The sequence below is a fragment of the Citrobacter sp. wls716 genome, assembly GCF_005280975.1.
Classification (GTDB): Bacteria; Pseudomonadota; Gammaproteobacteria; order Enterobacterales; family Enterobacteriaceae; genus Citrobacter; species Citrobacter youngae.
Window position 1 is genome coordinate 260,204 of the sequence record NZ_SZWX01000021.1, and the last position, 21,637, is coordinate 281,840.

The 21,637-nt window shown below is 52.0% G+C and carries 22 protein-coding genes and 1 other annotated feature; of the genes, 8 read left to right on the forward strand and 14 right to left on the reverse strand.

Translation table 11 applies throughout. From position 1 onward, the window contains the following. Window positions 1-88: 88 nt before the first annotated feature. Window positions 89-307, forward strand: coding sequence for an osmotically-inducible lipoprotein OsmB (osmB, locus tag FDX24_RS03915; protein WP_003020583.1), 219 nt, complete (start codon window positions 89-91; stop codon window positions 305-307). 91 nt (window positions 308-398) lie between these two features. Here osmB and yciH read toward each other — a convergent pair whose 3' ends face one another. From yciH to pgpB, 5 genes are all read right to left on the reverse strand, one after another. After that, window positions 399-725: a stress response translation initiation inhibitor YciH gene (gene yciH / locus FDX24_RS03920; protein ID WP_048211503.1), complete on the reverse strand. Its 327-nt coding sequence runs from the start codon at window positions 723-725 to the stop codon at window positions 399-401. Next, entirely contained in the window at window positions 726-1,463 is a 738-nt protein-coding gene (gene pyrF / locus FDX24_RS03925) for an orotidine-5'-phosphate decarboxylase (RefSeq protein WP_137363861.1), read from the reverse strand. 189 nt (window positions 1,464-1,652) lie between these two features. Further along, the gene (gene lapB, locus FDX24_RS03930; protein WP_101742281.1) at window positions 1,653-2,822 is read right to left on the reverse strand and encodes a lipopolysaccharide assembly protein LapB; all 1,170 of its coding nucleotides are present in this window, start codon (window positions 2,820-2,822) and stop codon (window positions 1,653-1,655) included. A gap of 6 nt (window positions 2,823-2,828) precedes the next feature. Beyond that, entirely contained in the window at window positions 2,829-3,137 is a 309-nt protein-coding gene (locus FDX24_RS03935; protein ID WP_005126452.1) for a LapA family protein, read from the reverse strand. A 155-nt stretch (window positions 3,138-3,292) separates the two neighbouring features. Next, entirely contained in the window at window positions 3,293-4,051 is a 759-nt protein-coding gene (gene pgpB / locus FDX24_RS03940; protein WP_137363862.1) for a phosphatidylglycerophosphatase B, read from the reverse strand. Between the two features lie 196 nt (window positions 4,052-4,247). Here pgpB and ribA point away from each other — a divergent pair, with 196 nt between their 5' ends. Then, the gene (gene ribA, locus FDX24_RS03945) at window positions 4,248-4,838 is read left to right on the forward strand and encodes a GTP cyclohydrolase II (protein ID WP_005126450.1); all 591 of its coding nucleotides are present in this window, start codon (window positions 4,248-4,250) and stop codon (window positions 4,836-4,838) included. Window positions 4,839-4,892: 54 nt separating this feature from the next. On the opposite strand, the gene acnA is transcribed toward ribA, so the two are convergent. The 5 genes from acnA to topA form a co-directional block, all read right to left on the reverse strand. After that, window positions 4,893-7,568: an aconitate hydratase AcnA gene (gene acnA, locus FDX24_RS03950; RefSeq protein WP_137363863.1), complete on the reverse strand. Its 2,676-nt coding sequence runs from the start codon at window positions 7,566-7,568 to the stop codon at window positions 4,893-4,895. Between the two features lie 301 nt (window positions 7,569-7,869). Beyond that, entirely contained in the window at window positions 7,870-8,040 is a 171-nt protein-coding gene (locus tag FDX24_RS23395; protein ID WP_170973049.1) for a hypothetical protein, read from the reverse strand. Between the two features lie 3 nt (window positions 8,041-8,043). After that, on the reverse strand, window positions 8,044-8,184 hold the full coding sequence (locus tag FDX24_RS03955) for a YmiA family putative membrane protein (protein WP_213083770.1): 141 nt from the start codon (window positions 8,182-8,184) through the stop codon (window positions 8,044-8,046). Between the two features lie 311 nt (window positions 8,185-8,495). Beyond that, window positions 8,496-9,470 carry an HTH-type transcriptional regulator CysB gene (gene cysB / locus FDX24_RS03960; protein WP_005126442.1) on the reverse strand — a complete coding sequence of 325 codons (975 nt, stop codon included), beginning with the start codon at window positions 9,468-9,470 and terminating at the stop codon, window positions 8,496-8,498. A gap of 208 nt (window positions 9,471-9,678) precedes the next feature. Then, entirely contained in the window at window positions 9,679-12,276 is a 2,598-nt protein-coding gene (topA, locus tag FDX24_RS03965) for a type I DNA topoisomerase (RefSeq protein ID WP_137363864.1), read from the reverse strand. Window positions 12,277-12,674: 398 nt separating this feature from the next. Between topA and FDX24_RS03970 the strand changes: the two genes are divergently transcribed. Beyond that, window positions 12,675-12,926: a YciN family protein gene (locus FDX24_RS03970; protein WP_003020616.1), complete on the forward strand. Its 252-nt coding sequence runs from the start codon at window positions 12,675-12,677 to the stop codon at window positions 12,924-12,926. Window positions 12,927-13,034: 108 nt separating this feature from the next. Here the strand turns inward: FDX24_RS03970 and sohB are convergent, their stop codons facing one another. Next, window positions 13,035-14,081, reverse strand: coding sequence for a protease SohB (gene sohB, locus FDX24_RS03975; RefSeq protein ID WP_137363865.1), 1,047 nt, complete (start codon window positions 14,079-14,081; stop codon window positions 13,035-13,037). A gap of 220 nt (window positions 14,082-14,301) precedes the next feature. Between sohB and FDX24_RS03980 the strand changes: the two genes are divergently transcribed. Then, window positions 14,302-15,063, forward strand: coding sequence for a YciK family oxidoreductase (locus FDX24_RS03980; RefSeq protein ID WP_048211496.1), 762 nt, complete (start codon window positions 14,302-14,304; stop codon window positions 15,061-15,063). Next, window positions 15,060-15,650, forward strand: coding sequence for a cob(I)yrinic acid a,c-diamide adenosyltransferase (gene cobO / locus FDX24_RS03985; protein ID WP_061068008.1), 591 nt, complete (start codon window positions 15,060-15,062; stop codon window positions 15,648-15,650). The genes FDX24_RS03980 and cobO overlap by 4 nt, the downstream gene beginning before the upstream one ends. 83 nt (window positions 15,651-15,733) lie before the next feature. Here the strand turns inward: cobO and rluB are convergent, their stop codons facing one another. From rluB to rnm, 3 genes are all read right to left on the reverse strand, one after another. After that, on the reverse strand, window positions 15,734-16,609 hold the full coding sequence (rluB, locus tag FDX24_RS03990; RefSeq protein WP_003020625.1) for a 23S rRNA pseudouridine(2605) synthase RluB: 876 nt from the start codon (window positions 16,607-16,609) through the stop codon (window positions 15,734-15,736). A gap of 100 nt (window positions 16,610-16,709) precedes the next feature. Next, the gene (locus FDX24_RS03995; protein WP_061068009.1) at window positions 16,710-17,330 is read right to left on the reverse strand and encodes an L-threonylcarbamoyladenylate synthase; all 621 of its coding nucleotides are present in this window, start codon (window positions 17,328-17,330) and stop codon (window positions 16,710-16,712) included. After that, the gene (rnm, locus tag FDX24_RS04000; RefSeq protein WP_048211492.1) at window positions 17,327-18,205 is read right to left on the reverse strand and encodes an RNase AM; all 879 of its coding nucleotides are present in this window, start codon (window positions 18,203-18,205) and stop codon (window positions 17,327-17,329) included. Before rnm ends, FDX24_RS03995 begins: the two co-directional genes overlap by 4 nt. A 135-nt stretch (window positions 18,206-18,340) precedes the next feature. Here rnm and trpL point away from each other — a divergent pair, with 135 nt between their 5' ends. The 3 genes from trpL (at window position 18,341) to trpD (ending at window position 21,637) form a co-directional block, all read left to right on the forward strand. Then, a complete protein-coding gene (gene trpL, locus FDX24_RS04005) occupies window positions 18,341-18,385 on the forward strand; it encodes a trp operon leader peptide (protein ID WP_133087228.1) in 45 nt (14 codons plus the stop codon). After that, window positions 18,362-18,456, forward strand: a sequence feature (Trp leader region). (Overlaps the previous gene by 24 nt.) Window positions 18,457-18,479: 23 nt before the next feature. Then, window positions 18,480-20,042 (forward strand): anthranilate synthase component 1, encoded by a 1,563-nt coding sequence (locus FDX24_RS04010; protein WP_121584716.1) that lies wholly within the window; start codon window positions 18,480-18,482, stop codon window positions 20,040-20,042. Next, window positions 20,042-21,637 carry a bifunctional anthranilate synthase glutamate amidotransferase component TrpG/anthranilate phosphoribosyltransferase TrpD gene (gene trpD / locus FDX24_RS04015; RefSeq protein ID WP_003020639.1) on the forward strand — a complete coding sequence of 532 codons (1,596 nt, stop codon included), beginning with the start codon at window positions 20,042-20,044 and terminating at the stop codon, window positions 21,635-21,637. Before FDX24_RS04010 ends, trpD begins: the two co-directional genes overlap by 1 nt.

A 21,637-nucleotide genomic window follows, 5' to 3' on the forward strand; every position in this document is an offset into this window, starting at 1 on the left:
TTCGCGGAAATATCTTTAGTCGTCCTATTTTGGCGCTATCATTAAAGTGAACTGGATTCCGTGATTCAATAATTCAGGAGAAAGTATTATGTTAGTAACGAGCAAAAAAATGACCGCTGCCATTCTGGCGATTACACTAGCAATGTCTTTGAGTGCCTGCTCTAACTGGTCCAAACGTGACCGTAACACTGCGATAGGTGCTGGTGCAGGTGCGATAGGCGGTGCAGTCCTGACTGACGGCAGCACGCTGGGTACGCTGGGTGGTGCTGCAGTAGGTGGTATTATCGGCCACCAGGTGGGTAAATAATTTACGGTTGAACGGCTCGATATAATAATACGTTTACTTTTTCAGGTTTGTATTATTAGAGAAGCCACGGAGAGCATCCGTGGCTTTTTTATTAGCCGCCGGCCAGCTTAACTTTCATTCCTTTGGCTTCCAGCAGCGATTTTATCAGGTCGCGTTTATCACCCTGAATTTCAATTACGCCGTCCTTCACTGCCCCACCACAACCACATTTTTTTTTCAGCTCTGCGGCCAATTTAACCAGTGCAGCGTCATCTTGATCAATACCGGTAATCAGGCAAACGCCCTTACCTTTACGACCGCTGGTCTGGCGCTGGATGCGAACAATACCATCGCCCTTCGGACGCTCTGCTACCACTCTGGGTTCATCAATTCGTCCGGACTCAGTTGAATAAACCAGTCGAGAGTTTGAGTCGCTCATTTATGCACCTCGATTCAGAGAGGCGTTGATCATCTTCAGCGTTTGCGCCGGATCTTCCGACTGCGTGACTGGACGACCAATCACCATGTAATCCACACCAGCGGCCAGCGCCTGCTGTGGCGTCATAATACGGCGCTGGTCACCCGCCTCACTACCTTCAGGACGAATGCCTGGCGTCACCAGCTTGAATGTCTGTCCAAACGCCTGCTTGAACCTCACCGCTTCATGCGCCGAGCATACTACCCCGTCCAACCCACAATTTTGCGTCAAACGCGCCAACTTTTCAGCATGCTCCGCAGGTGACAACGTCACACCAAGATCGGCAAGGTCGGTGGCTTCCATACTGGTCAGGACCGTCACTGCAATTAACAGTGGCGCATCTTTACCAAAAGGCAGTAATGCCTCGCGGGCAGCGGTCATCATTCGTGCCCCACCAGAAGCATGCACGTTTACCATCCAGACGCCAAGGTCAGCAGCTGCCGCGACGGCATGCGCCGTGGTGTTGGGAATATCATGAAATTTCAAATCCAAAAAGATGTCGAAGCCACGTTGTTGCAGATCCTGTACCAATTGAGGTCCAAAAAGCGTGAACATCTCTTTGCCCACTTTCAAACGACAATCACGGGGATCAATTCTGTCGACAAACGCTAATGCCTTATCACGATTTGAGTAATCCAACGCGACAACGACGGGAGAATCAGTAGCTGCGCGGGAAGAAGATGAAGCAGTAAACGTCATGACCAGACCTTCTTGATGATGGGCGCACGAACGGCGCAAAATGGATAAACGGCGTGCATTCTACCTGTGGTCATAGAAAATTAACAGGTGCGTTTACATTTCTGCGAAACTATGTGGCTCAGGAGCCTGAGCGCTGGATGAAGAAAGATAAATAAGTATGTTGTAACTAAAGTGAGTTTTTTTTAAAAATTAGAGCCCGTCCAGACCGCGAATTGGCTTAATGGTTGACCAGGAGCGGCACGATGGGCAGTGCCAGTACAGCGAATAAGCAGTAAACCCGCACTTCTGGCAACGATAACGCGGCTTGCTGCGCACCTGCTCACCAACCATATCGCGCAGGACCATCAGACTCTCTTTTGCGCGCCCTTCTTCCGCTTCATTAAGGTGGTAATCCATCAGTTTATGGAACACGCGCATCGTCGGATGACGTTGCAACTGACGGGTAATATAAACCTGCGCAGTATCAGTACCCTCGCGCGCCTCAAGAATATCAGCCAGCATCAACTCAGCGGCAGCACCGGTGTTTTCTTCGACCGCACGGCGTAAAAACTCCGCCCATTCATCGTTTTTACCCAACTGTTGGTAGCAGCTCTGCAGCATTTCCAGCGTTTCACTGACCAACTCTTTATCCTGCGAGATCACGCGTTGCAGGCATTCAACGGCCTTCGCGTAATCTCCCTTCAGCATGTAAACGCGCCCCATCATAATCGAGACACGAGCACTGTTTTTGTCCGCAGCAGCTCCTTTTTTCAGCAATGCCATGGCGCGATCCATATCGTCGCTGCCCATTTGCTGCAAGGCCAGTTCACAGTAGAAATGCGCTATTTCAATACGCTGTTTATCTTTGCCGAGTTTCACCAGTCGTTCTGCAACATCAATGGCTTTTTGCCATTCGCTGGTTGCCTGATAGATTTGCAACAGTTGCTGCAATGCCCCTACACGGAAATCCGTTTCATCAGTCAGCTGATTGAACATGTCTTCCGCACGGTCATACAATCCGGCTGCCATGTAGTCACGTCCCAACTGCTGTACAGCCAACAAACGTTGCTCGTAAGTCAGCGAAGCACTTTCCATGAGGGTTTGGTGGATACGGATAGCGCGGTCGACTTCACCGCGTGAGCGGAACAGGTTTCCGAGGGTGAGATGAGCCTCAACGGTGCCGGTATCCTCTTTCAACATATCGAGGAACAGATCTACCGCTTTATCTTGTTGGTTGCTCAAGAGGAAGTTAACCCCGGCGACATAGTCGCGCGAAAGACGGTTAGCTTCATCCTGCTTTGTTTGTTGCGCACTTCTGCGACCCATATACCACCCATAGGCAGCGGCTACAGGCAAAAGCAGAAACAACAACTCCAACATAAATAATTATTCCTTCACAACCGACGAGTCGGCAGTTACCGCAACGTCGGTCGCAGGCGCAAGCTGGTTTTCCAGGCGTTTAATTTTACGTTCGGCGCGCGCAAGAGACACACGAACCTTCAGCCAGAACAGGCCGCAAATTAACCAACCAATCGCAAAACCTGCTGCAAACAATACAGCAAGCAGCGTGGAGATACGATACTCACCCTGAGCTAGCAGGTAATTAAACGTAACCTGTTGATCGTTTTGCGCACCCAATGTCACCGAAATAACAAAAATCGCCAACACCAGTAAGAAAATGAGTAAATATTTCACATTACTTCCCGTTATGTGGTTTGAGCGAATAAATCGTGTACAACTTACCGCGTTTAGCCCTTTAAATTACCATTTTCACGACAAGTGCGAAACGGAAAAGCGCCTTACGCTGTATGATTTGAGGGCTAAATTTGAAAAATCAATCACGGTCTGCGTTATTGCTCACGCTGCGCTATTTCCTTTGTCTCCTGGACGGGCGGTGTCAGAGGTCCACATATTCGCTGTGCAAGCCATGTTGCCAGCGTTACCAGCAGCCACGATATCAGCGTCGCAACAACCAAATCGCGCGGCCAGTGCATGCCCAGAAGCAAACGACTGCCCATTACGCCGGTCGCCCAGACGAGTAAGAACACAATCGTCAGCGTGCGCCTGCGTGGCCATAACAACCCGACACCCAGTAACGCCCAACTGGCAGCAAACAGGGTATGCCCGGAAGGGAAAGCAAAACCGGTCTCTTTTTGCCAGTGCTTACGTAAAAAAGGCGGAATATCCTGCTGCCCGGACAACTGCTCTTTTACTAAGTGTCCGCGATCTTTACGTTTTAAAGTGTAGAACTCATCTACCGGAACATGGTGCGTTTTTTCCAGCCACAGAACAAATGGCCGGGGCTCCTGCACCCTCTCTTTAACCCAGGATTTCACAGCCTGGCCAATTAAGATAGCCGCCGCCAGGATCGCAAATAGCATAAACGCAGCTTTCAGACGAAATCGCAGACACCACAAAAACCACGCACAGAGAACAACATGGGTGATAATCCCCCAGGGTTGCGTCACCGTTTCAGTTACCCAGTATAAGGATTTTAACCACCAGACATTCTGTCCAGGCTGCCAGCTCCAGCCGGATATCCATACGGAAACCGGCATAATCAGTAACAGTGCTGCGCCTACAGTGGTTCGCTTGGCAATAGACAGCATTGCGTCTCCTTTCGTCGATAAGTCCCACAATCATAACTGAAAAATCCGCACACCGGGGAAATTGACAATTTTGTGCCATTCGGAAATGAATGCGTTGCTGCAATTAGGTGAACACCCTTGCCTTATGGCAAAATAGTGCAATACAGAAGCCAACAGGCGACGGCACGCACAGTGCCAGCATAATCTGGAGAATTACATGCAGCTTAAACGTGTGGCAGAAGCCAAACTGCCAACCCCCTGGGGTGATTTCCTGATGGTGGGATTTGAAGAACTGGCAACCGGACACGATCATGTCGCACTGGTTTTTGGCGATATTTCAGGCCAGACGCCTGTCCTGGCACGTGTTCATTCCGAATGTCTGACCGGCGATGCGCTGTTCAGTCTGCGTTGTGATTGTGGCTTTCAACTGGAAGCGGCGCTTACGCATATCGCTGAAGAAGGACGCGGTATTCTGCTCTACCATCGTCAGGAAGGACGTAACATCGGCCTGTTGAATAAGATCCGCGCCTATGCGTTGCAGGATCAGGGCTATGACACCGTCGAAGCCAACCATCAGTTAGGCTTTGCGGCGGACGAGCGTGACTTCACCTTGTGTGCTGATATGTTCAAATTATTGGGCGTGGATGAAGTCCGTCTGCTAACCAATAACCCGAAGAAAGTGGAAATTCTGACAGAAGCTGGGATCAATATTGTGGAGCGTGTGCCGCTAATTGTTGGCCGTAACCCGAAGAATGAACACTATCTGGATACCAAAGCCGCTAAGATGGGACATCTGTTAAGCGAGTGACATTCTCGCTTGCTGACAGTACAAAAAGCCTGCTTTCGCAGGCTTTTTTATAATTTAATTCAACATATTACGAATAACATAGTGCAAAATACCATCGTTTTGGTAATAGGTCAGCTCTGTCGCGGTATCAATACGACAGCGACACGAAATCACCTCTTTTCGCCCATCCGCACGAACCATATTCACCGGGATAGTCGCTCCCGGTTTAATATTTTGTAAGTCCGTAATATCAATGACTTCCTCCCCGGTTAACCCCAGGGTTTTACGTGTAACCCCCTGCGGAAATTCCAGAGGCAGGATCCCCATGCCAATCAGGTTAGAACGGTGGATGCGCTCAAAAGATTCGGCAATTACTACGCGAATACCTAACAAACGCGGGCCTTTCGCCGCCCAGTCCCGACTGGAACCCGAGCCATACTCCTTGCCGGCAACAATCGCCAACGGGGTCTTCTCTTGCTGGTATTGCATAGCGGCGTCATAGATAGCCATCACTTCTGTACCCGGCAAATGACGCGTCATCCCCCCTTCCACACCCGGTACCATTTCGTTACGGATACGGATATTGGCAAACGTGCCACGCATCATTACTTCGTGGTTTCCACGGCGAGAACCGTAGGAGTTAAAATCTTTGCGCTCAACACCGTGGCTTTGCAGATAGCGACCCGCCGGGCTGTCCGGCTTGATGCTCCCCGCAGGAGAAATATGATCGGTGGTGACGGAATCGCCGAGCATCGCCAGGATACGAGCACCATGGATATCCTGTACCGGGTCCGGCTTCGCCTGCATACCATCAAAGAACGGTGATAACCGGATGTAGGTTGAGTCCGACTGCCAGCCATAGGTGTCTGCACGATCAACGTTAATCGACTTCCATTCCGGCGTGCCTTCGAACACTTCGGCATACTCTTTATGGAACATCTCGGTAGAGACCTGCTCCACGGCACGGGCAATTTCCTGCGCACTCGGCCAGATATCTTTCAGATAGACAGGATCGCCTTTTCTGTCATGACCCAGCGGGTCTTTCGTCAGATCAATATTCATATTCCCGGCCAGCGCATAAGCCACCACCAGCGGCGGAGAAGCCAGCCAGTTTGTCTTCACCAGCGGGTGGATACGCCCTTCAAAGTTACGGTTACCGGAAAGCACCGCCCCTACCGTCAGATCACCTTTTTTAATCGCCGTTTCAATAGGGTCAGGTAACGGGCCAGAGTTGCCGATACAGGTAGTACAGCCATAACCAACAAGGTTAAAACCCAGCTCATCAAGATACGGCGTCAGTTTTGCCTGCGCCAGGTAATCAGAGACGACTTTTGACCCAGGCGCCAGCGACGCTTTCACCCACGGTTGGCGCTTCAGACCAAGCGTCACTGCTTTTTTCGCCAGCAACCCAGCCGCCATCAGGACGCTGGGGTTGGAGGTGTTGGTACATGACGTGATCGCTGCAATCACCACAGCACCATCCGGTAGCTGATATTGATGACCGCTCATGACATAGTCGACCGGTTGACGATCTTTTTGCGAGCTATTCACTTCAAGTTCATTACTCGCGGCGAATGCTTTCGGCACATCACCCAATGCGACACGATCCTGTGGACGCTTCGGCCCGGCCAGGCTGGCTTCCACAGTGCCCATGTCCAGCTCCAGTGAGCTGGTAAACACAGGCTCATCACCTGGGTTACGCCACATCCCCTGTGCTTTAGCATACGCACCGACTAATTCAACCTGCTCTTCACTACGCCCACTCAGACGCATGTACTCAAGAGTTACCCCGTCAATCGGGAAAAAGCCGCAGGTTGCGCCGTATTCCGGCGACATGTTAGCAATGGTCGCCCGGTCAGCGAGCGGCAGGCTGTCCAGCCCATCACCATAGAACTCAACAAATTTACCGACCACACCGTGTTTACGCAGCATCTGCGTGACCGTCAGTACCAGATCGGTAGCGGTGATCCCTTCGCGAAGTTTACCAACAAGTTTGAAGCCCACGACATCCGGAATCAGCATTGAAACCGGTTGCCCCAGCATGGCGGCCTCAGCTTCAATCCCTCCGACACCCCAGCCCAGCACACCGAGACCATTAATCATCGTGGTATGGGAATCGGTACCGACCAGCGTGTCCGGGTAAGCGATCCACTCGCCGTTTTGCAGCTCACTCCACACCGCTTTACCCAGGTATTCGAGGTTTACCTGGTGGCAAATTCCTGTTCCCGGTGGAACGACACTGAATCGGCTAAATGCCTGCTGCCCCCATTTAAGGAACACATAGCGCTCATGGTTGCGCTCCATTTCCAGTCGAACGTTCTCTTCAAAAGCATCATAGTCACCAAAACGATCGACCGTAACGGAGTGATCAATAACCAGATCAACAGGTGAAAGCGGGTTCACTTTTGCTGTATCCCCGCCAAGGCGTTTAACCGCTTCGCGCATGGCAGCCAGATCGACCACCGCCGGAACGCCGGTAAAGTCCTGCATGAGAACGCGAGCGGGTCGGTAGGCAATTTCGCGCTCGGCATGCGCCGTTTTCAACCATTGCGCCAGAGCATGAATATCCTCTTCGGTAACAGAGTCACCGTCCTGCCAGCGAAGCAGGTTTTCCAGCAATACTTTTAGTGATTTAGGTAAACGGGTGATATCACCCAGTGATTTGGCAGCCAGGGGCAAACTGTAGTAGCGGTAGGTTTTATCTTTAACCTGCAATGTGTCCTTACTGGCTTCTCGTAGGGTAGACGACATAGCTCCTCCTTAAATGACAGGGTTGGATCCCCTGATTTTCCTCAGGGTTAGTATTAAAGATAACACAAACAAAATGTAACGCTTTGATAACAACTCAAATTGATAAACGAGGAGAACGACAAAAAGGTAACGAACTATGCAAGTGGCGGGGAATAAGATTAAAGTGCGGTAAATGAACGGACCCGATACATCGATGCAACCGACAATACGCTGTTTAGATGACGTACTGCGATTGCGATGTGATTATTCATACTGAATTCAATAAGCATGTTAATACTTATTATTATAAAAAACGTATTGCTTATTGTTCTTGCTTACCATCTTCAATAAACAGATCAATAAATGCCCGTTGCTCAGGTGAAAGATCCCACGAAGCGGGAATATCCTGCTTTTTTTCTATACCGGTTTCATTCTCTTGCTCATTATTATGATGAGCAGGTGTAACAGTAGACTGCTGTTCCTGCGTGGACATCAATTACCCCCACACTTTCCAGACCACCAGAGCAACCACGATCCAGAACACGGCGGAGCCCAGAAACACGATGAACCATGCTTTACGTTTCATCGCGGGATCTCTGCGCGCAGGCTGGTTTCCAGAAGGCATTGCTAACCTCATACTATCGAAATCACTTATCATTTAGGCACCAAACAATCGGTACAATTAATCATCAGATAAGAGGAATCCTAATAAAAACATCCTGAAAAAGCCAGATAATTTTCGAACCCAGCTTTATAAATAACTTAATTGTTTGATCGGTTATAAATATTTGAAAGGGATTTTGGCAGGGTTACTCATTTGAAACTACTTTGGAGAATATTTTCCATAAATAATATAGGGATAATAGACAAATAAAAAATCATGAGTACATTCAACCGCCCCGCTGGTATGGCTGGAGAACCAGGATACCAACGAGGCAACTTCCGTTATTATTTCTCTGGCAATTTAATATCTTTGAACATAGCTTCAATATCATCGTTGGAACGCAACGCCACCGCCGTATCCACCACATCGCGTGTCAGATGCGGTGCGAAACGCTGAATAAAATCATACATGTAGCTGCGTAAAAACGTGCTGCGACGAAAACCAATTTTAGTGGTGCTGTGACTGAAAATATCATGAGCATCAACACGCACCAGATCCGGATCAGAGATAGGATCTACCGCCATGCTGGCAATCACGCCCACGCCCAGCCCCAGTCGGACATAGGTCTTAATAACATCGGCATCAGTCGCGGTAAAGACAATACGCGGCTCCAGACCCGCACGGTTGAACGCAGTGTCCAACTCCGAGCGTCCGGTAAATCCAAACGTGTAGGTCACCAGCGGATACTGCGCCAGCTCTTCAATGGATACGGAGGCTTTGCCTGCCAACGGATGGTCTGGCGTAACAACAATCGAACGGTTCCAGTGATAGCATGGCAGCATCACCAGATCATCGTACAAATGCAGTGCTTCCGTCGCGATGGCAAAATCAGCATTCCCTTTCGAAACGGCCTCGGCAATTTGCGTCGGCGATCCCTGATGCATATGCAACGAGACGCGAGGATAACGCTCAATAAAACCTTTAATCACGTTGGGCAGCGCGTAACGCGCCTGGGTGTGCGTGGTGGCGATATACAACGAGCCTTTGTCGGGCCAGGTATGTTCACCTGCAACCGACTTAATAGCATCCACTTTAGACAAGACTTCGCGGGCAATACGAATAACTTCCTGCCCTGCCGGAGTCACCTGCGTCAGGTGCTTACCGCTACGGGCAAAAATCTGGATGCCAAGCTCATCTTCCAGCATACGAACTTGCTTACTGATCCCTGGCTGGGAGGTATAGAGTCCTTCGGCCGTTGAGGAGACATTAAGGTTGTGATTTACCACCTCAACGATATAGCGAAGCTGCTGTAATTTCATGTTAAGCCATCCAGAATTATGCCATCAGAACATCGTTTAAAAGCAGACTCACACGCGCTGCTAATACGATTTAATAATAAAAAGCCTGCCAACTATAACCACTATATCATTTCTATGTACGCTGTATAGGGATGACAAAAAATAATACGCCAGAAACAAAAAGGGCCGCTTACGCGACCCTTTGAGGAGAAATTCAGCCGGAATGCTGTTATTTCTTCCCTTCTACCCATTTGCCATCAACGAAAAATGCAGACCACCCGGTTGCTTTACCGTCTTTTTCCGCAGCGACATACTGCTGCTTAGTTTTACGGCTAAAGCGAACCATCGACTTATTACCATCGGGGTCCGTCTGCGGCGCATCGGCCAGATAGCGCAGTTTTTCCGGCAGACGATCGCGGAAGCGATACAACTCTTCCACTAACGGCGCACGGGTTTCACGTGATTTCGGGAAGGTGTTCGCAGCCAGGAAAATACCTGCTGCACCATCACGCAACACGAAATACGCGTCCGATTTTTCACACGGCAGTTCCGGCAACGGAACAGGATCTTCTTTCGGCGGAGCCACTTCGCCGTTACGCAGGATCTTACGGGTGTTTTTACACTCGTCGTTAGTGCATGCCATGTATTTACCGAAACGCCCCATTTTCAGGTGCATTTCAGAACCACATTTCTCGCACTCAACGACAGGACCGTCATAACCCTTAATGCGGAACTCGCCCTCTTCGATTTCGTAACCATCGCAGGTCGGGTTGTTACCACAGACATGCAGCTTACGTTTTGGATCGATGAGATAGCTGTCCATCGCCGTACCACACTTCTGGCAGCGACGTTTCGCGCGCAAAGCGTTAGTTTCCGCGTCATCCCCTTCCAGCACGTTCAGCACTTCGTTTTCCGGCACCAGGTTAATGGTGGTTTTGCAACGCTCTTTCGGAGAAAGTGCGTAGCCGGAGCAACCAAGGAAAACGCCGGTGCTGGCGGTACGAATACCCATCTTGCGTCCGCAGGTCGGGCAATCAATGCTGGTCAGCACCATCTGGTTCGGACGCATACCGCCTTCTTCAGGATCTTTCTCGGCTTTACCCAGTTGCTGAGTAAAATCGCTGAAGAAGTTGTCGAGCACACCTTTCCACTCGGCTTCGTGGTTCGCCACCTGGTCAAGGCTGTCTTCCATCTGCGCGGTGAAATCGTAGTTCATCAACTCGCGGAAGTTTTCTTCCAGACGATCGGTGACAATTTCACCCATTTTTTCAGCGTAGAAGCGACGGTTCTCAACGCGAACGTAACCGCGATCCTGAATCGTAGAAATGATCGACGCATAGGTAGATGGACGACCAATGCCACGCTTTTCAAGCTCTTTAACCAGCGAAGCTTCACTAAAGCGCGCAGGCGGTTTAGTAAAGTGCTGTGCTGGCGTCAGTTCGATAAGCGTCAACGTATCGCCTTTGTCCACCGCCGGTAAGATGCGATCTTCATCGCCCTTACGCAACGCTGGCATCACTTTCGTCCAGCCATCGAAGCGCAGAATACGACCGCGCGCCTTCAGACGGAAATCACCCGCACCCACGGTGAGCGTGGTGGAATCATATTTAGCAGGGGTCATCTGACAGGCAACAAACTGGCGCCAGATCAGCTGATACAGTTTTTGCGCATCGGCCTCCATATCTTTCAGCGATTCCGCCTGTACGGCGACATCGGAAGGACGGATAGCTTCGTGCGCTTCCTGCGAGTTCTCTTTGCTGGCGTACTGGTTCGCGCTCTCCGGCAGATATTTTTTACCAAAATTATCGCTGATGTAATCGCGAACCATAGTCACTGCATCCTGGCTCAGGTTGGTTGAGTCAGTACGCATGTAAGTGATGTAACCCGCTTCATACAAGCGCTGCGCCATCATCATGGTTTTCTTCACACCAAAGCCGAGACGCGTGCTGGCGGCCTGCTGTAGCGTGGAGGTGATGAACGGCGCGCCCGGCTTGCTGCTGGTCGGCTTATCTTCACGTTCCAGAACGCTGTAGCGCGCTTTTTCCAGCAGGCTTACTGCCGCGAGTGTTTGCTCGCGATTAACCGGACGGAACGGTTTATCGTTCTGATGCGTCACTTCGAGCGGTAACGCGTCGCCGCCTGGCGTCGTGGTATTGGCATCAATTTCCCAGAACTCTTCGGGTACAAATGCCTTGATTTCGCGTTCACGCTCAACCACCAGACGCACGGCAACCGACTGTACGCGGCCAGCAGACAGGCCACGGGCAATTTTTTTCCACAGCAGCGGCGACACCATATAGCCGACAACGCGGTCCATAAAGCGACGCGCCTGTTGCGCATTAACGCGGTCGATGTTCAGCTCGCCCGGTTTTTCAAACGCCTGACGAATAGCATTTTTAGTAATTTCGTTAAACACCACGCGGCTGTAGCGGGTGTCGTCGCCACCGATAACTTCCCGCAGGTGCCAGGCAATGGCTTCCCCTTCGCGGTCAAGGTCGGTTGCGAGATAGATGTGGTCGGCTTTTTCAGCCAGTTGTTTCAGTTCAGAGACAACTTTCTCTTTACCAGGCAGCACTTCATAGCGCGCATCCCAGTTGTGCCACGGGTCAACGCCCATGCGGTTGACGAGAGCGCCACGTTCATCCTTTTTGGGCTTTTTAGCCGTTTTGGTGGAGGTTGAGTCGGCGCTCTTTTTAGTTGCTGAGCCACTAGTCGGCAAATCACGGATATGACCGACGCTGGATTTCACCACGTAGTCATTACCCAGATACTTGTTGATCGTTTTGGCTTTTGCCGGGGACTCAACGATGACAAGAGCTTTACCCATATTCACCTTTACCTAATTTGATTCTTCCAGAATGCGTCGCACGTTGATTCACCTTCCACTGGCGACGAGACATCGATATGGTCTCTGTGTCGGCGGATATCAACCCCTTAAACTGATTCGCGCTTGTAATGTAACGCTCATATAACTGAGTTAACAGGCTTTTTCACACGCAAACGCTATGGCGCGACGGAGTATTGGTCGAATGTCAAGCAAATCTGTTGCCAGATTGACGAAAGCGTCACACTGTACCTGATAAAATGCGTTACGCAACTTTATTAGCATGCAAAAACAAATCTCGCTAGTTGTAACACCGTCGTAAAACCTTCATTTGTGTCAGGGAATATTTGCCCATAAGGCGGGCTCGGCGTAGACTAATGTCCTTGTTTAAGGAGTAAATCATGCATAAAGACACTCAACCCATCGATCGCGAAACACTGCTGATTGAAGCCAACAAAATCATTCGTGAGCATGAGGACACGCTGGCGGGGATTGTCGCCACCGGTGTTACGCAGCGAAATGGTGTGCTGGTTTTCAGCGGAGATTACTTTTTAGACGAGCAAGGGCTGCCGACGCCCAAAAGTACGGCTGTGTTTAATATGTTTAAACACCTGGCGCACGTACTTTCTGAAAAGTATCACTTGATCGATTAACGCGAGAAATCATTTGCCGGATGGCGGCGCTGCCTTCTCCGGCCTACGATGCTCTGAACCTGTAGGCCGGATAAGATGCGTGAGCATCGCCATCCGGCAATTGCAATTTTACATCAGGGGCTTCTGTCCCCGCAGCCACCAACGCATGAGTAAGCGGTCTGCACTTTCTGCCGCGCTGCCAGTGAAACGGTCCATCAGTTTTTTACGCTGCATATAGCGGACGTTCAGCACTTCACGGCCATCCATCAACCCCAGAATCACTTCGTCACTGGTATTGATCTCATCGACCAACCCGTTTGCCAGCGCCTGTTGCCCGAACCAGTGTTCACCTGTAGCAACCTGTTCGATGTCCAGAGTTGGACGCATACGCTGCACAAAATCTTTAAACAGATGATGGGTTTCATTCAAATCTTCACGGAATTTCTGTCGCCCTTCTTCCGTGTTTTCACCAAGCAGTGTCAGCGTGCGTTTGTACTGTCCTGCCGTGTGCAGTTCGATATCAATATCCTTGCTTTTCAGGAAACGGTTAAAGTTTGGGATCTGCGCGACGACGCCAATAGAGCCGACAATGGCAAACGGCGCTGAGACAATTTTATCCGCCACGCAGGCCATCATATATCCGCCGCTGGCAGCGACTTTATCTACCGTGACGGTTAGCGGGATCTGCTTATCGCGCAGGCGTTGTAACTGGGACGCAGCCAGTCCATAACCATGTACCACACCGCCGGGGCTTTCCAGACGCACAACCACCTGATCTTGCGGTTTCACCACTGCCAGTACCGCCGTGACCTCTTCTCGTAATGCGCTGACCTCGTGGGCGTCCATACTGCCCTTAAAATCAAGCACCCAGACGCGAGGTTTTTCTGATGACGAACTGTCCCCCAGTTTTGCTTTGGCTTTGGCGGTTTTGGCCTCCAGCTTGTGCTTCTTTTTCTGCGCTTTATGCCATAACTTCTGCTGATGACTATCCAACAATGCCATCGACAGATCTTCCTTCATCTCTTTATATTGATCGCTAAGATTAATAACGCGTAGTTCACCCCGCTGACGCTTACGTTGTGTCGCGTTTACAATCAGCATGACAATCACCGCAATAGCCACCACAACAGTGACAATTTTTGCCAAAAACAGCCCATATTCAGACAACAATTCCACGAGACCCACCTTGGTTAAACAACGCTACTTTCGCTCAGTGTACAACAGGCGTGTAAACCCGTCTTGCTTCATCCATCCGATGCTGAATCAGCAAAAAGCATGACAAAGTGTTCATTTTGCGGTGTTATTACCTTTGGCTGATTGAAAAACACCAGTGTTTAAGGCATAAAGCCGAAAAGTTATCGCGAACGAGATGGCCAGACGTCGCCGAGGAGTAGCCGTGCATTACCAACCTAAACAAGACCTGTTACAGGATCGCATTATTCTGGTCACCGGAGCCAGTGATGGCATCGGGCGTGAAGCCGCGCTTACCTATGCACGCTACGGCGCGACCGTTATCCTGCTTGGACGTAATGAAGAAAAATTGCGTCAGGTTGCCCGCGCCGTCGCCGATGAAAACGGAACACAACCACAATGGTTCACGCTGGATCTGCTCACCTGCACTACTGACGAATGCCACCAGCTCGCGCAGCGTATTGCCGCGCATTTCCCACGTCTGGATGGCGTACTGCATAATGCCGGATTGCTGGGCGATATCTGCCCGATGAGCGAACAAAACCCGCAGGTATGGCAGGATGTCATGCAGGTCAATGTCAACGCGACATTTATGTTGACTCAGGCATTGCTGCCGCTGTTACTCAAATCAGATTCAGGATCGCTGGTCTTCACCTCCTCCAGCGTCGGTCGTCAGGGACGGGCTAACTGGGGAGCGTACGCCACCTCGAAATTTGCTACTGAAGGAATGATGCAGGTACTGGCAGACGAATACCAGAATCGTCATCTGCGCGTAAATTGCATTAATCCAGGCGGCACGCGTACCGGCATGCGTGCCAGCGCATTCCCGACGGAAGATCCGCAAAAACTCAAAACCCCCGCCGATATTATGCCGCTTTACCTGTGGCTGATGGGCGATGACAGCCGCCGTAAAACCGGTATGACTTTTGATGCCCAGCCGGGCCGTAAACCAGGAATTGCCCAATGAGTGAAGAACGCTATCAGCAGCGCCAGCAGCGCGTAAAAGACCGGGTTGACGCGCGTGTTGCGGCCGCCAGGGACGAGCGCGGAATTATCATCGTTTTTACCGGTAATGGTAAAGGTAAAACTACAGCTGCGTTCGGTACAGCGACTCGCGCGGTGGGCCACGGCAAAAAAGTCGGTGTAGTGCAGTTCATTAAAGGTACATGGCCAAACGGCGAAAGAAACCTGCTCGAACCTCATGGTGTAGAATTTCAGGTGATGGCGACCGGGTTTACCTGGGAAACACAGAATCGTGAAGCTGACACCGCTGCCTGTCTGGCCGTATGGGAACACGGTAAGCGAATGTTGACCGATCCTGAGCTGGATATGGTTGTGCTGGATGAACTGACGTATATGGTGGCCTACGACTACCTACCGCTTGAAGAGGTGATCAACGCCTTAAACGCGCGCCCAGCCCAGCAGACGGTCATTATTACTGGTCGAGGATGCCATCGCGATATTCTGGAGTTAGCCGACACGGTCAGCGAGTTGCGTCCGGTCAAGCATGCTTTTGAGGCGGGCATTAAAGCCCAAATGGGGATTGATTACTAACAGCAGGCCGGATAAGGCGCTTGCGCCGCATCCGGCTCCACGCTAACGCCCGATGGCGCTTTGCTTATCAGGCCTGGTCATGATTAACCGTTGTTGCTGCGTCCGCCCGGGCGACGGCTGCTGCCGACCTGAGAGTGACGTTTCACCGCACGGCGGATCTGATTCGCCTTCATGCGGCGACGATCTTTCTCGACGGCCACTTTAGAGGTCGTTTCTGGCTTCAGTTCCACCAGTTCACGCAGATAGTTGGTCTGAGCAAGATCAAGCTCTGTCCAGCCACCACGCGGCAGGCCTTTCGGCAGCGGGATATCACCGTAGCGTACACGGATCAGACGGCTTACCTGCACACCTACCGCTTCCCACAGACGGCGAACCTCGCGGTTGCGGCCTTCAGTCAGCGTGACGTTATACCACTGGTTAATCCCTTCACCACCGCTGAACTTGATCGTTTTAAACGCAGCCGGACCATCTTCCAACTGTACGCCACGGCTCAGATCACGCAGTTTAGCATCGTCAACCTGACCGAATACTCGCACCGCGTACTCGCGTTCAACTTCACGGCTCGGGTGCATCAGACGGTTCGCCAGTTCACCATCAGTAGTAAACAGCAGCAGACCACAGGTGTTCACGTCCAGACGACCTACAGCAATCCAGCGCGCGTCGCGCAGTTTTGGCAGGCGATCAAATACGGTCGGACGACCTTCCGGGTCGTTACGGGTACACAGTTCACCTTCCGGCTTGTAATAAGCCAGAACGCGGCAGATTTGTTCTGCAGATTCTTTCACCGAAATCAGATGACCGTCGATACGGATTTTCAGACCCGGCGTCACTTCAACGCGATCGCCGAGCGTGGCAATTTTGCCATCAACGCTCACGCGACCCGCGGCAATTATGGATTCAATTTCACGGCGAGAACCGTGGCCAGCACGCGCCAGCACTTTTTGTAACTTTTCGCTCATAGAGCTTCCTTTAGGTGTCGCCTTCACAGGCGTCGAACAGGAGAATCAACGGCGCCAGTCAGCGCCATTTTAAGGCCGCGTAGTATAGCGGTTCGCGCCCTTATAAGAAAGGTTTAACGTCACCAACACCTTCGCGCAATACCACCGGGGAATCGTCGGTTAAATCGATGACCGTGGTCGGCTGTTGGCCAAGATATCCACCATGGATAATCAAATCCACCTGTTTCTCCAGACGGTCTTTAATTTCTTCCGGATCTGACTCAGTAAAATCACTGCCCGGCAGCATCAGTGATGTGGAGAGCATCGGCTCGCCCAGCGCTTCAAGCAGCGCCAGTGCAATTGGGTTCGAGGGTACACGAAGGCCGATAGTCTTACGTTTTTCCTGCAACAAGCGGCGCGGAACCTCTTTCGTCCCCTTCAGGATGAAGGTGTAGTTGCCCGGCGTGTTGTTTTTGATCAAACGGAAGGCCACGTTGTCGACAAACGAATAGGTCGACAATTCGGACAGGTCACGGCACATCAGCGTAAAGTTGTGCCCGTCCGGCAGGTGACGGATGCGGCAAATGCGCTCCATTGCGCCTTTATCTTCAATTTTACACCCCAACGCATAGCCGGAATCGGTTGGATAGACAATCACCCCACCTTTCCGCACGATATCAACGGCCTGGTTAATCAGTCGCTGCTGCGGGTTTTCGGGATGAATATAAAAAAACTGGCTCATACTTTCCTCTCTGTGGTCTCGGGCTGCTCCCAAAGTTGCCAGACGCCTTCTACGCCTGCGGGCAACCAGAGTTTACGCCCCAGTTCAATCCATGGGCAGGGTAGATGAAAATCAGACCCTTGCGATGCCCACAGTTGATGCTGACGCGCAAGCGTCGCCAGATGGGTGCGTTCATTGGGAGACTGCTGGCACTGTGCCACCTCCATCGCGTCACCGCGGTGCTCAGCAAAATGCGCAACCAGTCTTTTCAGCCACTTAGCGCTAAGATCGTACCGACCTGGATGAGCCAGAACTGCCTTACCGCCAGAATGATGAATGACATCAATAGCTTGTTCTATTGTACACCACTGTGGCGGAACGTAACCGGTTTTCCCACGAGCAAGATATTTTTTAAAGACATCCGCCATGGTTGTGGCTTTGCCACATTCCACCAGGAAACGCGCAAAATGCCCCCGCGTAACCGCCCCGCCATCAGCCAGTCGTAGAGCCCCTTCCCATGCGCCGGGAATGTGCGCTTTGTCGAGCCGTTCAGCAATCAGGCGCGCGCGCTGCTGGCGACGTTCCGTCTGTTGCGCCAGAAAGTCGCACATCACTGGATGCGCGATATCAATGTTCAGACCCACTATATGGATCTCATGGTTTTCCCAGACCGTTGATATCTCAACGCCAGAGATCAAATTTAACGCTAAACCTGAACGTGAAATTTCTTCTCTTGCCGCCGCAATGCCCGCCGTGGTGTCATGATCTGTGATCGCCAGTGTACCGACTCGCATCTCTACCGCACGGTGTACTAAGGCTTCTGGCGTTAATCGCCCATCAGAAGCAGTAGTATGGCTGTGCAGGTCATAAATCACTGCGTAATTCGTGTCGCTCAAGGCGGCTCCCGTTTCAATAAATGTCGTAACACGCCCATCATAACGGTTTCGACAAATATACTGAAATCAGGTGTTGACTTTATTCCACCGAACTAGTTAACTAGTACGCAAGTTCACATGAAGAAGGTATCTGAGATGAAAGCAACATTTATCCTGCACGGTTGGTGGCGCACTTCCTGATTTCGGGCAGTGTCTTACGTCTGCAATATGCAACCAGATACCCGGCCCGCCAAATGAGCGGGCTTTTTTTTGAACAAAATTAATGAGAATAACGATGCAAACACAAAAACCAACACTTGAACTGCTCGCCTGCGATGCCGCCTACCGTGAGAACCCGACGGCGCTGTTTCATCAGGTGTGTGGCGCACGACCGGCAACGCTGCTGCTGGAATCCGCCGATATCGACAGCAAGGACGATCTCAAGAGCCTGCTGCTGGTCGACAGCGCATTGCGCATTACCGCCCTGGGTGACACTGTCACTATTCAGGCACTGTCGGCGAATGGCGCATCGCTGCTGCCCCTGCTGGACGCCGCCCTGCCCGCGGGCGTTGACAACGATAAACAGCCGAATGCTCGTCAGTTGACATTCCCCAGCGTAAGCCCGCTGCTGGATGAAGATGCCCGCTTATGTTCCCTTTCTGTATTTGATGCGTTCCGTTTACTGCAGGAACTGGTTAATGTTCCGGCGCAGGAACGTGAAGCGATGTTCTTCGGCGGTCTGTTTTCCTACGACCTGGTTGCCGGATTTGAAGATTTACCCCAGCTTGAGGCGGGTAACCAGTGCCCGGACTACTGCTTCTATCTGGCAGAAACGCTGATGGTTATCGACCACCAGAAAAAAAGCACCCGCATTCAGGCCAGCATCTTTACGCCAAATGACGAAGAAAAACTACGACTGAACGCCCGCCTGGCACAGTTGAGCCAACAGCTTACCGAACCTGCGCCGCCGCTGCCCGTCACTGAAGTCCCGCAGATGCGCTGCGAATGCAATCAGAGCGATGAAGAGTTCGGCGCCGTAGTACGTGGCATGCAAAAAGCGATTCGCGCGGGCGAAATCTTCCAGGTGGTTCCATCTCGTCGTTTCTCGCTGCCCTGCCCGTCGCCGCTGGCAGCCTACTATGTGCTGAAGAAAAGCAACCCCAGCCCGTACATGTTTTTCATGCAGGACAACGAGTTCACACTGTTCGGCGCATCGCCGGAAAGCTCGTTGAAATACGATGCCACCAGCCGCCAGATTGAAATTTACCCGATTGCCGGGACCCGCCCACGCGGTCGTCGTGCAGACGGAACGCTTGACCGCGATCTCGACAGCCGTATCGAGCTGGAGATGCGTACCGACCATAAAGAGCTTTCAGAGCACCTGATGCTGGTTGACCTGGCGCGTAACGACCTGGCGCGCATCTGTACGCCGGGTAGCCGCTACGTTGCGGATCTCACCAAAGTGGATCGTTACTCCTTCGTTATGCACCTGGTTTCGCGCGTGGTCGGCGAATTACGTAGCGATCTGGATGTGCTGCATGCTTACCGCGCCTGTATGAACATGGGCACGCTGAGCGGCGCGCCGAAAGTTCGCGCTATGCAGCTTATCGCCGAGGCCGAAGGTCGACGCCGTGGAAGCTATGGCGGTGCCGTAGGTTACTTCACCGCCCATGGCGATCTGGATACCTGTATTGTGATTCGTTCCGCCCTCGTGGAAGACGGTATTGCTACCGTACAAGCCGGTGCCGGGATTGTTCTGGATTCTGTTCCGCAGTCTGAAGCCGATGAAACCCGTAATAAAGCGCGTGCGGTTCTGCGTGCTATCGCTACCGCACACCACGCACAGGAGACTTTCTGATGGCTGACATTCTGCTGCTCGATAACATCGACTCATTTACCTACAACCTGGCAGATCAGCTGCGCACTAACGGTCACAACGTGGTGATTTACCGTAACCATATCCCGGCCCAGACGTTAATTGACCGTTTAGCGACGATGAAAAATCCGGTGCTGATGCTTTCTCCAGGGCCTGGCGCACCCAGTGAAGCGGGCTGCATGCCTGAACTGTTAACCCGCCTGCGCGGCAAGCTGCCGATCATTGGCATCTGTCTGGGTCATCAGGCGATTGTTGAGGCCTATGGTGGATATGTGGGCCAGGCTGGAGAAATCCTGCACGGCAAAGCGTCCAGCATTGAACACGACGGTCAGGCAATGTTTGCTGGTCTGGCGAATCCGCTGCCGGTGGCACGCTATCATTCGCTGGTTGGCAGCAACGTTCCGGCAGGATTAACCATTAACGCCCACTTTAACGGCATGGTGATGGCGGTGCGTCACGATACCGATCGCGTCTGCGGCTTCCAGTTCCATCCGGAGTCCATTCTGACCACCCAGGGTGCGCGTCTGCTGGAGCAAACGCTGGCCTGGGCGCAACAGAAGCTTGAACAAACCAATACGCTGCAACCCATTCTGGAGAAACTGTATCAGGCTCAGACGCTGTCTCAGCAGGAAAGCCACCAGCTGTTCTCTGCCGTGGTCCGCGGTGAACTGAAGCCGGAGCAACTGGCTGCGGCGCTGGTGAGCATGAAAATTCGTGGCGAACACCCGAATGAAATTGCCGGTGCGGCAACCGCGCTGCTGGAAAACGCAGCCCCGTTCCCGCGCCCTGATTATCTGTTCGCCGATATTGTCGGTACCGGCGGCGACGGCAGCAACAGCATCAATATTTCTACCGCCAGCGCCTTTGTTGCAGCGGCTTGCGGACTGAAAGTTGCCAAACACGGTAACCGCAGCGTTTCCAGCAAATCGGGTTCTTCGGATCTGTTAGCGGCATTTGGCATCAATCTGGATATGAACGCCGATAAATCCCGCCAGGCGCTTGACGATCTCGGCGTGTGCTTTCTGTTTGCGCCAAAATACCACACCGGTTTTCGCCATGCCATGCCGGTACGCCAGCAGTTGAAAACCCGCACGCTGTTTAACGTGCTCGGCCCGTTGATTAACCCGGCACATCCGCCGCTTGCGCTGATCGGCGTTTACAGCCCGGAGCTGGTGCTGCCGATTGCCGAAACGCTGCGCGTGCTCGGCTATCAGCGAGCAGCCGTAGTGCACAGTGGTGGCATGGACGAAGTTTCGCTGCATGCACCGACCATTGTGGCAGAGCTGCACGACGGTGAAATCAAGAGCTACCAGCTAACGGCGGAAGACTTTGGCCTGACGCCATATCATCAGGAACAGTTGGCTGGCGGCACGCCGGAAGAAAACCGTGACATTCTGAGTCGCTTGTTACAAGGTAAAGGTGAGGCCGCTCATGAGGCTGCTGTTGCCGCGAATGTCGCCATGTTAATGCGCCTGCACGGTGAAGAAGACTTAAAAGCCAACGCGCAAACCGTGATTAATGTGCTGCGCAGCGGTGCGGCTTACGACCGTGTTACTGCACTGGCAGCGAGAGGGTAA

Excerpts from the sequence above, each read along its gene's own strand:
- osmB (WP_003020583.1), top strand. The coding sequence starts at position 89 with ATGTTAGTAACGAGCAAAAAAATGACCGCTGCCATTCTGGCGATTACA.
- yciH (WP_048211503.1), bottom strand. The coding sequence starts at position 725 with ATGAGCGACTCAAACTCTCGACTGGTTTATTCAACTGAGTCCGGACGA.
- pyrF (WP_137363861.1), bottom strand. The coding sequence starts at position 1,463 with ATGACGTTTACTGCTTCATCTTCTTCCCGCGCAGCTACTGATTCTCCC.
- lapB (WP_101742281.1), bottom strand. The coding sequence starts at position 2,822 with ATGTTGGAGTTGTTGTTTCTGCTTTTGCCTGTAGCCGCTGCCTATGGG.
- pgpB (WP_137363862.1), bottom strand. The coding sequence starts at position 4,051 with ATGCTGTCTATTGCCAAGCGAACCACTGTAGGCGCAGCACTGTTACTG.
- ribA (WP_005126450.1), top strand. The coding sequence starts at position 4,248 with ATGCAGCTTAAACGTGTGGCAGAAGCCAAACTGCCAACCCCCTGGGGT.
- acnA (WP_137363863.1), bottom strand. The coding sequence starts at position 7,568 with ATGTCGTCTACCCTACGAGAAGCCAGTAAGGACACATTGCAGGTTAAA.
- FDX24_RS23395 (WP_170973049.1), bottom strand. The coding sequence starts at position 8,040 with ATGTCCACGCAGGAACAGCAGTCTACTGTTACACCTGCTCATCATAAT.
- FDX24_RS03955 (WP_213083770.1), bottom strand. The coding sequence starts at position 8,184 with ATGAGGTTAGCAATGCCTTCTGGAAACCAGCCTGCGCGCAGAGATCCC.
- cysB (WP_005126442.1), bottom strand. The coding sequence starts at position 9,470 with ATGAAATTACAGCAGCTTCGCTATATCGTTGAGGTGGTAAATCACAAC.
- topA (WP_137363864.1), bottom strand. The coding sequence starts at position 12,276 with ATGGGTAAAGCTCTTGTCATCGTTGAGTCCCCGGCAAAAGCCAAAACG.
- FDX24_RS03970 (WP_003020616.1), top strand. The coding sequence starts at position 12,675 with ATGCATAAAGACACTCAACCCATCGATCGCGAAACACTGCTGATTGAA.
- cobO (WP_061068008.1), top strand. The coding sequence starts at position 15,060 with ATGAGTGAAGAACGCTATCAGCAGCGCCAGCAGCGCGTAAAAGACCGG.
- rluB (WP_003020625.1), bottom strand. The coding sequence starts at position 16,609 with ATGAGCGAAAAGTTACAAAAAGTGCTGGCGCGTGCTGGCCACGGTTCT.
- FDX24_RS03995 (WP_061068009.1), bottom strand. The coding sequence starts at position 17,330 with ATGAGCCAGTTTTTTTATATTCATCCCGAAAACCCGCAGCAGCGACTG.
- FDX24_RS04010 (WP_121584716.1), top strand. The coding sequence starts at position 18,480 with ATGCAAACACAAAAACCAACACTTGAACTGCTCGCCTGCGATGCCGCC.
- trpD (WP_003020639.1), top strand. The coding sequence starts at position 20,042 with ATGGCTGACATTCTGCTGCTCGATAACATCGACTCATTTACCTACAAC.